Below are 13,234 nucleotides of genomic sequence, written 5' to 3' on the forward strand. Positions count from 1 at the left end.
CATCGCTCAGGCCAGACAGGCTTACTTGCTTATCCATGCCTATATTTTACCACACTTGCCTTTATTCCGCATCTTTTCTGTGCGGTATTGCCTTAGTATTCGGCGCGGGCGTGCTCGGCTGCAATTTGGCGCGGAATTTCTTCTGCGCGGGAAAGGACGTTACGTTGCTGGCGCGGGGAGCATGGGGCGAGAGCATCCAAAAAAACGGCCTTCGGATCAAGGATAAGTTTTCGCCCCGCATGTCGGTCAGCCGTATTCCGGTCGTGACGGAGCTGAAAGCGGAGGACAAGTACGACGTGATCTTCGTCGTCCTGCGCTATGGAACCTCTGATTTAATGCGCACTACCGCAAAGACTCCGAATGTGGGATAATAACACTATCAAAGCAATGGTGGTGTATGAGGATGAAGAAACAGGAAACATTTACGGATATCGAATACAGCTTCCGCAAGAAGAAAACGAAGCGGGAGGAATTTCTGGAAATCATGGACGAGATCATCCCCTGGGAGGAGTGGGTTGGTGTTATCGAACCCTACTATCCCAAGGGAAAGCGTGGCCGTCCGCCCATGGGCATTGAAAAAATGCTGCGGATGTATCTGCTGCAAATCTGGTTCAATCTGTCCGATCCGGCTACCGAGGATGCCATCTACGACAGCTACGCCATGCGAAAATTCACAGGCATTAACTTCATGACGGAGTCTGTTCCGGACGAAACAACGCTGTACAAATTCCGTCATCTTTTGGAGGCAAACGGCCTGAACAAACTGTTCTTCGATGCAATCAACCGCGTCATGGTACAAACCGGACACATGATGAAGGGCGGCACCATTGTAGACGCCACCATCATCAATGCGCCCAGCTCCACCAAGAATGCGGAGAAAGCCCGAGATCCGGAAATGCATCAGACGAAAAAGGGCAATGAATGGAAGTTCGGAATGAAATGCCACATCGGAGTAGACGCCGGCAGCGGTCTGGTTCACACGATGACCGTCACAGCGGCAAACGAGCATGACATCACCCAGGCAGCGAGCTTACTCCGGGAAGATGACGGGGTAGTCTATGGGGATTCTGGATATCTTGGAGTGCAGAAGCGGCCCGAAATCGCAAACGACGAGCATTTTTCAAAAATTGATTTCCGCATTAACCGCCGCCCCAGCAGTCTTCCCAGGGTCAGTGACAACGCCATTGACTGGGAGCGTTATATTGAAAACCGCAAATCCGCGGTGCGCTGCAAAGTAGAGCACGCGTTCCGGATCATCAAGTGTCAGTTCGGCTACAAGAAAACCGTGTATCGTGGTTTGAAGAAAAACGAGAACCGACTGTACGCTATGTTCGCTTGTGCCAATTTGTATGCACTTGCCATGGCCGGGCGAAAACTCTCCGCAACCTGATACAGGGGCAGTCTGCCCTTTTTCAGGAAAAGGAGCAGAAACGCAGAAAAATAATGGCCATTTTGCACTGAAATCACCTTAACTAAGTGCAAATTGCGGCTAATACATCGAGCAGAAACAGGACAAAGGCTATTATTCAGAGGTTCCCTATACGCAGCTCGACGCGATCCTCGATACCCTGCGGATGAATCCGACAAAGAATATCGTCTTTGCGGGAAACGACGTGCGCGCAAGTGCGCTGAGCGCTTCGTTGCCGGAGAAAAACGTGATGTTTGCCTTTGCGTCCTCAGCAGGACATCGGGAGCGGGAGTATGTGGCATCCGTCGACCTCAAGAAGATCACCATCGGCCAGATCGCGGGCGCGCCGTCGAACGAAACGCTCATCGGGCAGATCTTTGACGGCACCAAATATAAGGTAGCCTACGAGCCGAATATGGAGGATTATCTTCTCTGCCACGCGGCGTTCGTGCTGCCGGTGGCGTTCGCCTGCTACAAGGTCGACGGCGACCTCAAAAAGCTCAAGGGCAACACAGCCTACTTAAATCGCTTGATCGACGCCAACATCGAGGGTTACCGTGCGATCAAAAACGCGGGACATGAAATTTTACCGAAGGACGACGCGGAGTTTGAAGGCGCGGCGTACCGCAAGACCTGTCTGCGCTTTTTTAAGCTCATGTACGCCACGAGCCTCGGAAAGATCTGCGCGTCCGACCACGCCATGAATGCGACTGATGAAATGAGCGCGCTGAACCGCGATTTGAAGGCTTTCTTTGACGAAAACGGCGCGAAATATCCCGTGTGGCAGGAGCTTGAGCAGGAAGTCGCAAAATACCTGAAGTGAACAAAGGGGAAGCGCCCGTCATTTGGCGGGCGCTCTTTTTTGCCCGCTCACGGAAAAATCAGACTCCGGCGAGGCATCGGTGAATTTTTCGACAGATATTGCCAAAGCGGATGATCCATGACTGATACTGAGAGCGCCCGGACAAAAAATTTTTGGGCACTCTTACTGTATGAATAAATTGTAATTTTCCCATGATAAAGAAGTAAATATTGTAAAGGAAACTTGACAAGATGGGCGTGTCATGCTATAGTAAGTTTGTAAAGGAAACTTGTCATGCAAGGAGGCGTTTTTTTGAAGAATAAAGTTGAGCAGTTACGAAAGGAGCGAGGATTAAATCAAGATGATTTTGCAAAAATGCTTCGTGTTTCAAGACAAACCATTAGTTCAATCGAAACAGGAAAGTATAATCCATCATTGGAATTAGCTTTTGCAATTTCAGACTTTTTTGGTAAACGGATTGAAGAAATCTTTATCTATGAAAGAGGAGCAGAAAATGAAAAAGAGTAATTTGATAACCGGGATACTATATGTGCTTTTCGGTGTGGTTTGTTTGATTGTTGCGCTATTGATTGAAACAAAGTTAGAGGGCATTTTATGGGGCTTTGCTGGCGCAGGTATCTTCCCTGGAATTATGATGATATGCAAATATTTTTATTGGAGTTCCCCCAAGAATAAAGAGCAATACGAAGAACGTTTGGAGAACGACCGAATTGAGCAACATGACGAGTTGAAAACAAAAATTAGAGATAGAGCCGGAAGATATGCTTACGGCATAGGACTGGTGGTTATTTGTTTCTCTATTTTGGTTTTCAGTATTCTCGGAGCATTGGAAGTTATCGACAATGCTCGCATGATCATACTCTATCTCAGCGGATATTTAATGTTTCAAATTATCACAGGAATTATCATTTTTAATAAGTTGATGAAAAAGTATTAAGGGAAATCCCTTTAGGAACTAAAGGGCGCACTGCTATACTCTCCTATCGGGAGTATAGCACAAGGGATGATGACGGGAATGTGGAGGATAGTGGAACTCTGCTGCTGCGCATGGTGTGTTGCACAAGGCGCTGCAGCAGGCGGTGGCAGTCGGTTATCTGCGCTTCAATCCTGCCGATGCCTGCAAGCTGCCTCGCGTGGAGCGTAAGGAGATCAAGCCGCTGGAGGGGTGAAAACAGAAAAAAGGAGCGGAGCTGCGCCCCGCTCCTTTGCTATCTACAAATCGAAGTCCAAGCAATTTTTCCTTTAAACGCGGATATTATCTTCATCAATCGATAACACCGCTCATCACATCACGATACGTCTTATCCAAAAGCTCGCGTAAATCCGATGTGTCCGCCTGATAGCGTTCATTATTGATCGAAATGGTATCTTCATCCAGTTCAACAGGGATATCTTTGTCCGATATTTGAATCCAAAAATAGTAAAAGCTATCCGACATCCTGTCTACTTGATCCGTTGTTTCCTGCACATCCAGTTCATTGATAGCACGCACGATCTCTTTCACTCGGTCATCGTTTGTCACCATATAATTCGGCTCATTTTGAGGGTAAATTTTAAAACTGATATAGTTTGCGTTTTCGGCGTCGAGCGGAAGTACGCTGTGATCGTGGCAAAAATAGGCGATAGCCGAGACAATCAGGATCAAACCGAAAATGCAAAAAAGTTTTTTCTTCATCGCTGGCAGCCCCCTTGAATACTGTTTTTAAATTCACTGATATTTTAAGTATATCATGCAAAAGCAGCCGCAGCAACTTTTTCAAGGCAGTTGTGCGCTTTTTTGTGCGCTTTTGGAGTTTTCACGCATTTTCGCACTGCGCATTTCGCTCTCAAAAGTTACAAAAAAGCCTTGAAATCATACGATTTCAAGGCTTTTAGCTGGTCCGAGTGGCGAGACTTGAACTCACGGCCTCTTGACCCCCAGTCAAGCGCGCTACCAACTGCGCCACACCCGGATGATGTGTACTGCTCAATGTCAGCTTAGATAGGATAGCACACCAGTCCGGAAAATGCAAGTCCTAATTTGAAATTTTTTCAAAAATTTTGTCGAGACCTCACCACGGGACTTCTTCATCCGCGCGCAGATAGAAGTGTCCGGCCTGCGGTGTGACGCCGGCGTTGGAAAACAGCTCTTCGAGCGTAACGAACTCGTAGCCCTGCTCACTAAGAACGTCGATGGTTTGAAGTGCGGCCTCGACACTCGTGTCATATGGGTCGTGCAGGAGAACGATGTCGCCGCTTTTGGCGTTTTCGATGATGTGGTGCGCGACGAGGTCCCTATTGCGCACGCTCCAATCCATCGTGTCGATCGTCCAGTAGATGAGCGGGACGGAGACGGCACTTTTGAGTGCGTCGCTTGCAAAGCCCCAGGGTGGGCGCAGCCAGTAGTCACCGTCGCCGAGGATGGCGCGCAGCGTCTCGTCCGTTTTCTGGATTTCGGCGAGTGCAGCGGCGTCAGCGCTGTCAAGACGGATGTGCGTGTAGCTGTGGCCGCCGACCTGATGGCCTTCGTCTTTCATGCGGCGGACGAGATCTTCGTTGCCCGCGATCTGCTCGCCGATGAGGAAGAACGTCGCGTGCGCGCCGCGCTCCTTGAGCCCGTCAAGGAGGGTGGCGGTCGTCTGCGGGGAGGGGCCGTCGTCAAAGGTCAGCGCAATGCAGCGCCGCGGCTGAGACGCAGCTGAGACGGCGACAGCTTGGCCGTCTTTAGTGCAAGAAAAACAGAGGGCAAGAAAAGTCAACAAAAACAGCAGCAAGAGCGCGGAACGTCGTTTCAAGATCATCACCTCAGCCTCTATTTTACGCAGCAGGTGGACAAAAAAGACCAACCTGTATGACAGATGATGGAAAAAGTTTGTAAAAAGGAGCTGAAAACGAGAATTCCGCTTGCATACGGCGCGAGGATATATTATAATCCAAACATGCTGAATACTAATAGGAAAGGAATATCCTATGGAGAGCAAAAAGTTAGAAGCGCTGCTGATGGCGGTAGACCTCGGCAGCTTTACCAAGGCGGCGGAGGTGATGGGCTACACGCAGTCCGGCCTGACGCACATGATGAATTCCCTCGAGCGCGAGGTCGGCTTCACGCTGCTTGAGCGCGGGCGCGGCGGCGTCCGCCTGACGAAGGACGGCGAGCGCGTGGCGCCCGCCATCCGCGAATTCTTGCAGGCCAACGCGCGGCTTGACAGCACGATCGCGCAGGTGGCGTCCTCGCGCAGCGAGGTCATCCGCGTGAGCGCATTCGCCAGCATGGCTATGCACTGGCTGCCGAGCATTATCCGCCGCTTTCGTGAGGAGCGGCCCGACGTTGATGTCGACATCCGCATGGCCGACCACATCCGCAGCCCCTATGAGCTTTTGGCGCAGGGAAAGATGGACGTCATCTTTGTCAGCCATCAGGAAGAGGAGAGTGGCTACGAGTGGATCCATCTGCGAGACGACACGATGTATGCCGTGCTGCCCAAGGACTATCCCATCGACGGGCGCACGGGGTATCCGCTGAGCGAGTTCGACGGGCGTGACTTCATTATGCCTGCGCAGGGCTTTGACAAGGACATCATGCGCATCTTCAACCGCGTGGGCGTCAAGCCGCACATCCTGCCGACGGCAGTGGACGACCCGACGGTCATCAGCATGGTCGAGCACGGCCTCGGTGTGAGCATGATGACGGAGCTGACGCTGCGCGGCCGCGGAGATGGCGTGCTGCTTGTGCCGGTGGAGCCCAAGTCGGCGCGCGAGCTCGGCATGGCCGTGCGCGCGGGCGAGGGGCGGCAGGCGTCGCTCCAGCAGTTCCTTGAGTGCGCGCAGACGGTGCTCGCCGAGCTGGAGCCAAAATGAAAAAAGACTTGTAACGCGGCGCAAAAACGGGTAAAATAATCGATACGACTCGAAAAGGAGAAAAAGGTTTTCCATGCTGACGTTCAAACCCGTTGCGCAGCGGGATCTTTCCCGCCTGCGTCGCTATTATAAGAATTGCAACTACCAATTATGCGAGTATTCCGCGCTCGTCAAGCTGATGTGGCGCGGGCACCTGCACCCGCAGTATGCCGAGGCGGCGGGCTGCCTGATCGTGAAAAACTGCATCGACGGCAAGCCCTGCTTCGACTATCCCGTGCCGGGACCGGACGGCGATGAGGAGGCCGCGCTCTGCGCCATTGAGGATTATTGCGTGGAGCAGGGCATCTCGCTCGAGCTGTCCGTCGTGCCGCGGGAGAAGACGGCGAAGCTCTTAGAGCGCTATCCGCGCTTCCACCTCAACAATTTTCGTTCCTGGCGCGACTATATTTACGAGGCGAACGATCTGCGCGAGTTCCCGGGCCGCCATTACAGCGGCCAGCGCAACCACGTCAACAAATTCCGCAAACTCTATCCCGAGGCGCAGTTCCGTGCGCTGGGGAAGGATGATCTGCCGCTGATCGAGCGCTTCTGGCAGGACTATACGGAGGTGTTTGAAAAGACCTCACAGTCGGCCAGGCAGGAGTTGGCGCTTGCGAAGACGATGCTGCGCCTGACGGGCGTGTCGTGGCTCTATGTCGGCGGTATGGAGTACGAGGGGCGGCTCATTTCTATCGCGATGGCCGAGCGCTGCGGCGAGACGCTGCACGTCCACATCGAAAAGGCGCTCTACGGCTACGAGGGCGTCTATCCCGCGACGGTGCAGGAGTTCGCCCGCTGCTACGCGGTGGACGGCGTCAGGTATTTGAACCGTGAGGACGATGCGGGCGACCGCGGCCTTCGCACCTCGAAGCTCCAATACCTGCCGTGCAAGCTCGCGGAAAAGTTCTGCTTTGATGTGAAAAACGAGCTGGAGGACTTGGACGAGATCCCGACGCTCAAGACCGAGCGCCTGACACTTTCGGCCTTTACCGACAAGGACCGCGAGGCCTACAACGCGCTTTGCCTCGACGATGAGCGCAACAAGTGGTGGGGCTACGACTACCGCACCGACTGGAAGGGTGAAGACTTAGACTCTTATTTCCTCGACGTTGTGCGAGAGGACTTTGCCAAAAAGCGCGCCATCAACTTTGCCATCCGTTTAGACGGCAAGTGCATCGGCGAGGTGCTGCTCTACCGTTTCGACGGCAAGGGCGGCGCGGAGGAAGGCTGCCGCATCGCGCCGGAATACGGCGGACAGGGCTACGGCGTCGAAGCGTTCCGCGCCGTGGCCGAATGGGGCCTCTACCAGTGCCACCTGGGACACGTCGTCGCCAAGTGCTTCAAGGAGAACGACGCTTCTTATAAAATGCTTTCTTCCTGCATGAGGAAGAAGGGAGAGGATGAGAAGTTCTTCTATTTTAATAAAGAAGTTTGATATGCTCCCCGCCTGACGCGGGGAACGGATAAGGGAGGGATATCTCTTTTCAAAAAGAGATATCCCTCCCTTACACCCTCCCAGAGAAAATTCCCATTGCAAGCGAGCAGCTCGAAGAGCTGCAATGCTTGCCGATTGTACTGCCATGCGCGCGGCGCTGCCGCGTTAGCATTGCAAGACGATTTGCCTCTGCTCCTATCATCCGCTGCCGCTCTGCCCATCTTGTAGGAGTACAGCCTAATCACCGTCTATCGCCAGTCTCCAGAATGTGGCGAGCGCAGCAATGCCACATTCCGCAGGCAGTCTGCCGCCGTGCAAACGTCACACGCGCCTCACGGTAGTAAGGCGCGGTTGCGAGTTGTCACGAATCGCAGGGATTCATGGCGAAGCCATGTACACCGCGCCCGATTCCGCAGGCTGAGCAGTTCTTCAAGCCTAAAGCTGTCAATGTCGGGGGTCGAGGGGAACTCCCCTCGCGTTCTCTTGGGGGATTTAAAGGGGGCCATTCTCTCACGTGAGAGAATGGCCCCCTTTCCCGCGTCCCCTGCGCGGCGCAGGGAAAATCTGCCGCCCGCGCGGCATAAAATTTCCGCTCATGAGCATAATAAGGAAAATTATGTGGCGGAGGGCGGTTATGGAGCTTTTTTCGGCAAACTACGAGGAAAACACCCGCGCGTTGGATGATCTGCTTGGCGTGGGGCGGTGCTTTGATATGATCTCGCGCGAATTGTATGTTGGCGGCAGGCGGGCGCGGCTGTGGGTGGTGGACGGTTACGGCGACGACGCGGTTATTGAGCGGATGCTGAGCTTCTGGCTGCCGCTCAGAGACGTTAGCGACGCGCAGACGATGCAGCAGTTCATCAACCGATACATCACATTCAACGAGGTAAACGCCGAGAAAAGTGTCAAAAACACGGTGACAAGCGTATTTTTGGGCAAGATGGCGCTGCTGGTCGAGGGCTATGACGAGTGCGCACTGATCGACGCGAAGCAGTATCCCGCGCGCGGGGTGGAGGAGCCGTCGTCGGGCAAGGTGCTGCGCGGCGCGCACGACGGCTTCATCGAAACGCTTGTTGCCAACGCGGCGCTGCTGCGCCGCCGCATTCGCGACCCGCAGCTTACGCTCGAAGGTCACAAGGTGTCGGACTGCTCGCGCGCGGACGTGGTGCTCTGCTATTTGGAAAACAAGGTCGACAGAAAGCTGCTCGACGAGGTGCGGCAGAAGCTCGCGAAGATCGACGTGCGCTCGGTCTCGATGAGCCAAGAGAGCATCGCTGAGGCGATGATGGGCAAGAAGCAGTGGTGGACACCGTTTCCCAAGGTGCGATACACTGAGCGGCCCGACGCCGCGACAGCCTGCGTCATGGAAGGTGACATCGTCGTGCTCGTGGACAACTCGCCTGCGGCGATGATCCTGCCGACGCACTTTTTCGACTTTGTGCAGGAGGCGAACGACTTCTACTTCCCGCCGCTGATCGGGACGTATCTGCGCATCCTGCGCATTGTGGTGTTTTTGCTCACGATGTTTATCACACCCGTGTGGTTCCTGCTTGTGAAAGACCCCGTGCGCACGCAGGCGGGGCTTGAGTTTTTGGCCATCGACAGCGACTACTCCGTGCCGCTACTCGTGCAGCTTTTGCTGGCGGAGTTCATCGTCGACCTATTGAAGCTCGCCTCGCTCAACACGCCGGACGTGTTCTCCAACTCATTCAGCATGCTTGGTGCGCTCGTGCTCGGCGATTTCGCCGTGCAGGCGCACTGGCTCGTGCCGGAGGTGCTGGCCTACATGGCGTTCGTCGCCATCGCGAACTTCGCCCAGCCGAGCTATGAGCTCGGCTACGCCTTCAAGCTGCTGCGGCTGATGCTGCTGCTGTTTGTCGGCGCGCTGGACTGGATCGGGCTGGTGCTCGGGTGCATCGTGATCGTCGTGCTGCTCGCGACGACGAAGCCGATCGTGGGGAAGGGGTATCTCTATCCGCTCTGTCCGCTCGACAAAAAGGCGCTGCTTGCGCTGCTGGTGCGAAAGCCCATCAGCCGCGACAACACCTGAGGACAACAAAAAAGGCACCCTGCAAAAGCAGGATGCCTTTTTCTTGTTGGTTCATGCGCACAGATGTGCGGCACGAGAAAGTCGTGAGGGATTTTCGATTAGAAAATGCCCTGAGCCATCATGGCGTCGGCGACCTTCTGGAAGCCAGCGATGTTAGCACCGGCGACCAAGTTGTAGCCCAGGCCATAGCGCTCGGCAGCCTCAACAGAAGCATCATAGATATTCTTCATGATGGCTTCCATCTTAGCGTCGACTTCCTCAGCGGTCCAGTAGATACGCTGAGCGTTCTGAGCCATTTCGAGCTCGGAGACGGAAACGCCGCAGGCGTTAACGGCCTTGGAAGGAGCGACGGTGAGGTGCTTCTGCTCCATCAGGAAAGCAAGAGCATCGTTGGTGGTGGGCATATTACCGACCTCGATGTAGTAGGGAACACCGGACTCAGCAATCTTCTTGGCCCACTCCATGTTGACGTCGTTCTGGGTGGCGGCGGGCATGTAGACATCGACGTCCTTGACACCCCAGCACTTCTGACCCTCGACGAACTCAACGCCGAACTTGTCAGCATAGGGCTTGCAGTGCATCGGGTCCTTAGCGCGCATCTCGAGGATGAAGTTGAGCTTCTCTTCGCCGCAGACGCCGTCGGGATCATGGATGTAGCCATCGGGGCCGGCGAAGTAGGTGACCTTACCGCCGAGCTCGTCGATCTTCTTCATGATGCCCCAGCCCACGTTGCCGTAGCCGGACATAGCGACGCGCAGGCCCTCAATGCCCTTGCCGTCGTGCTTCAGGACTTCGCGCAGATAATAGACAGCGCCGAAACCGGTAGCCTCGGGACGGAGGATGGAACCGCCGGTGCAGACAGCCTTACCGGACATAGCACCGAACTCGGCAGCGCCGACGATGCGGCGATACTGGCCGTACAGATAACCGACCTCGCGGCCGCCGACACCAACGTCACCAGCGGGGCAGTCGATGTCCTGACCGATGTGACGATGGAACTCGGTCATGAAGGCCTGGCAGAAGCGCATGACTTCGCCGTCGCTGCGGCCGATGGGGGAGAAGTCGGAACCGCCCTTGGCGCCGCCGATGGGCAGGCAGGTCAGAGCATCCTTGAAGGTCTGCTCGAAGCCGAGGAACTTGATGATGGAAAGGTTAACGTTGGAAGCGAAACGCAGGCCGCCCTTGTAAGGGCCGAGGGCCGCGTTGTACTGCACGCGGTAACCACGGTTGACGTGATACTGAAGGTTATCGTCCATCCAGACAACACGGAACTCGATGGTGCGCTCGGGCTCGACCATGCGCTCAAGCAGGCAGGCCTTCTCGTACTCGGGGTGGGCGTTGATGACCGGCTCGAGGGAAGACAGGACTTCTTCGACGGTCTGCAGGAATTCGGGCTCATTCGCGTTCTTGGCCTTGGTCTCGGCAAGAACTCTCTCAATGTAAGCGTTCATGATAAGTAGCCTCCTCTAAAATTACCCTGAAAATCAGGGCTTGATGGTTCAGCCATCTTGTCTATGAGTTTATCACCAAAGGAAAAAATTCTCAAGCAAAACGCTATTGGCGCTGTGCAAGAAATTCTTTCTGACTTTTTGTGCATTTAGCAGAAAATTTGGCAAAAAACTTTAACTTTTTTAATAAAACATATTAGATTGATGCAAGCCAACTTTCAAAGTGGTTATTTCATCGAGAAAAACTGCTCATAATCTTGCATTTTTGTGCAATGCATTCCAAAAAGAGATAGGGGTGTCGCCACCCCTATCAAAATTTGTAATAGAAAGTGCTTTGCCGCCGCTTTACGGCATTTCCTGTGCGTTTTCGACGGGATCCGCGCTGTCCTCAGTCGAAACGCTCGTTTCTACGGGCGGTGCGCTCTGGGCGCTGCCATCCAGCAGCTCGACGTCGGACGCTTCGATCCAGTTTTCCGTGACGTAGCCGTCGCGGTAGTAGACGCACACGCGGTCGCCGACGTTCAGCAGCGGCGCATAGGCGACCTCAGCCGCGCTCATGCGCACGGAGAAGGCGCTCTCGCCGTCAAAGCGCAGGAAGTAGATGCTGTTGCCATCTACGACCGCCGTGCGGATCTCGGCGATCGTGCCCTCGACGCTCTTATAATCGCTCGGCGTGACGTCGATGGAGCCCTGATCGTCGGAGATGAGGTTATTTTTGAGCAGCATTTGACGGTAGTTCGCCTCGCAGTCGGCGAGCGTCGCGCCGGTGGCGACGATCTGGTACTGGTTGACATTGACCATCGCGTACATCTTGACGAGCTCGCTCGCGTCCTTGAGCGCCATGAAGTACGTCGGCTGCTCGGCGATGTTCAAAAGCAGCGGGAACGTCGCGTTGTAGCGCAGGTTCTGCACCTGACCCTCGGCACTGTCCATGGCGCTGTACTCTGTCGCGCCTGCGCAGGGATAGTACTTTGTCTCCTTTGTGCGCTGGTTGGAGAGCAGGAAGCCGATGTTGCTCTCGTCGCCGCCGACGCTCGTCACACCCGTGTAGAGGTAAACGTCGTCACCTTCAGCAAGGTAGTTGTAGCCGTCGGTCGTGACCGTCACGTCGCGCTGGCCGAAGATCGAGTTCCAGAAGCCGTTGTGATACATGCCGTAGTAGTCGTACTGCTCGATGATGAGCTCGGCGGAGTAGACGTGATCGACCCACGCGGGCGGCTCTTCATAGTATTCGCTCTCGCCCGTGATGGCGTTGACGAGCACCGCGCCGTGGTTGTCCGTGCCGCCGAACAGGCCGATGGTCTTTTCCTTCTTGGCGCAGACCCAGTAGGGCGTGCCGTCCTCGTCGATCTCAAAGACCGGCTCTTCAAACATATAGGTAGGATACGCGAAGCGCAGATGACGGTAGAGGTTGCGGGAGAAGTGCTCGGCGGTCGTGTACTTCATGCCCTCGTCAAGGCGCACGACCTCGACGTTCTGCGTGACCATGTCGATGATAAGGTAGGCGGGCAGCCCCTCCGAGCGGTTGTTGAACCACTTGATGATGTCGCCGTAGCGCAGGGGCGTAACGCGCACGGGACGGCCGTGGTAGTTGATCTGCGTGTAGTTTTCCGCGACCTCAAACTGAGAGACCATGTCGGCCAGTTCGCCGAGCTTGCGGTCGCCGAGCTTTTCGGCGCTGTCGCGGTCGAGCATCGGGATGCGGTCATACGAGACCTCTTCAATTTCGCTTGCAAAGCTGCCGCTCTCAATCGGCAGCAGCGCCTGATAGTCCTTGGCCCGCAGCACGACCCACGACATCAGCGCGCCGACGAGCGCTGTGACGATGAGCGCCGCCACGACAAAGAAGGGCACCGTGCACTGCTTTTTGACGAACGTGAAGTAGCCCTTGGCCCCCGTGCCCTGAAAGCCGGAGGTGAAGAGTGCGCAGACGCAGTACGTGACGCAAAGCAGCAGCACGAAACCGTAGAACTCTTCAGCATGCAGGTTGATGGCGGGCATCTGCACGTAGAAGAAGACTGCGCCGACAAGCAGCGTGACGAGCGTGTTGACCGCGATGCGGCCGCCCTTGCTGCCGATCGACTTGCGGGGCTTGCGCTCGCGTTTGGGCTTGGGCGCGGCGTTCGGGTCGAACTGAAAGCCGCCGGCGTCCGAGCCGGAAAATTTGATATCCATAGAATATTTCCTTTCTGAT

12 protein-coding genes and 1 tRNA gene are annotated in these 13,234 nt (G+C 55.0%); 8 read left to right on the top strand and 5 right to left on the bottom strand.

Annotated elements, in window-relative coordinates; genetic code table 11:
* Positions 1–35: 35 nt before the first annotated feature.
* The 5 genes from NI20_RS0101920 (at position 36) to NI20_RS0101940 (ending at position 3,168) form a co-directional block, all read left to right on the top strand.
* Positions 36–371, top strand: coding sequence for a ketopantoate reductase family protein (locus tag NI20_RS0101920; protein ID WP_156108534.1), 336 nt, complete (start codon positions 36–38; stop codon positions 369–371).
* Between the two features lie 32 nt (positions 372–403).
* On the top strand, positions 404–1,390 hold the full coding sequence (locus NI20_RS0101925; protein ID WP_033119766.1) for an IS5 family transposase: 987 nt from the start codon (positions 404–406) through the stop codon (positions 1,388–1,390).
* 268 nt (positions 1,391–1,658) lie between these two features.
* Complete coding sequence (locus NI20_RS0101930; protein WP_242842896.1) at positions 1,659–2,231, top strand: hypothetical protein; 573 nt, start codon at positions 1,659–1,661, stop codon at positions 2,229–2,231.
* Positions 2,232–2,522: 291 nt separating this feature from the next.
* A complete protein-coding gene (locus NI20_RS0101935) occupies positions 2,523–2,738 on the top strand; it encodes a helix-turn-helix transcriptional regulator (RefSeq protein WP_033119795.1) in 216 nt (71 codons plus the stop codon).
* Positions 2,725–3,168 carry a hypothetical protein gene (locus tag NI20_RS0101940; RefSeq protein ID WP_033119767.1) on the top strand — a complete coding sequence of 148 codons (444 nt, stop codon included), beginning with the start codon at positions 2,725–2,727 and terminating at the stop codon, positions 3,166–3,168. Before NI20_RS0101935 ends, NI20_RS0101940 begins: the two co-directional genes overlap by 14 nt.
* A 327-nt stretch (positions 3,169–3,495) precedes the next feature.
* On the opposite strand, the gene NI20_RS0101945 is transcribed toward NI20_RS0101940, so the two are convergent.
* From NI20_RS0101945 to NI20_RS0101955, 3 genes are all read right to left on the bottom strand, one after another.
* The gene (locus NI20_RS0101945; RefSeq protein ID WP_033119768.1) at positions 3,496–3,906 is read right to left on the bottom strand and encodes a hypothetical protein; all 411 of its coding nucleotides are present in this window, start codon (positions 3,904–3,906) and stop codon (positions 3,496–3,498) included.
* Between the two features lie 201 nt (positions 3,907–4,107).
* Positions 4,108–4,183 (bottom strand) — tRNA-Pro (locus NI20_RS0101950).
* Positions 4,184–4,282: 99 nt separating this feature from the next.
* Positions 4,283–5,005, bottom strand: a complete 723-nt coding sequence (locus tag NI20_RS0101955) for a polysaccharide deacetylase family protein (protein ID WP_197055336.1) — start codon at positions 5,003–5,005, stop codon at positions 4,283–4,285.
* 175 nt (positions 5,006–5,180) lie between these two features.
* Here NI20_RS0101955 and NI20_RS0101960 point away from each other — a divergent pair, with 175 nt between their 5' ends.
* From NI20_RS0101960 to NI20_RS0101970, 3 genes are all read left to right on the top strand, one after another.
* Positions 5,181–6,068, top strand: a complete 888-nt coding sequence (locus tag NI20_RS0101960) for a LysR family transcriptional regulator (protein ID WP_033119769.1) — start codon at positions 5,181–5,183, stop codon at positions 6,066–6,068.
* Positions 6,069–6,141: 73 nt separating this feature from the next.
* Positions 6,142–7,542, top strand: coding sequence for a GNAT family N-acetyltransferase (locus tag NI20_RS0101965; protein ID WP_033119770.1), 1,401 nt, complete (start codon positions 6,142–6,144; stop codon positions 7,540–7,542).
* Between the two features lie 634 nt (positions 7,543–8,176).
* On the top strand, positions 8,177–9,592 hold the full coding sequence (locus tag NI20_RS0101970; protein WP_052084356.1) for a spore germination protein: 1,416 nt from the start codon (positions 8,177–8,179) through the stop codon (positions 9,590–9,592).
* Between the two features lie 98 nt (positions 9,593–9,690).
* Here NI20_RS0101970 and gdhA read toward each other — a convergent pair whose 3' ends face one another.
* Together gdhA and NI20_RS0101980 are read right to left on the bottom strand one after the other, a co-directional pair.
* A complete protein-coding gene (gdhA, locus tag NI20_RS0101975) occupies positions 9,691–11,043 on the bottom strand; it encodes an NADP-specific glutamate dehydrogenase (protein ID WP_033119771.1) in 1,353 nt (450 codons plus the stop codon).
* A 342-nt stretch (positions 11,044–11,385) separates the two neighbouring features.
* Positions 11,386–13,215, bottom strand: a complete 1,830-nt coding sequence (locus NI20_RS0101980) for a CvpA family protein (protein WP_242842897.1) — start codon at positions 13,213–13,215, stop codon at positions 11,386–11,388.
* Positions 13,216–13,234 lie beyond the last annotated feature (19 nt).

The organism is Oscillibacter sp. ER4, from assembly GCF_000765235.1.
Classification (GTDB): Bacteria; Bacillota; Clostridia; order Oscillospirales; family Oscillospiraceae; genus Hominicoprocola; species Hominicoprocola fusiformis.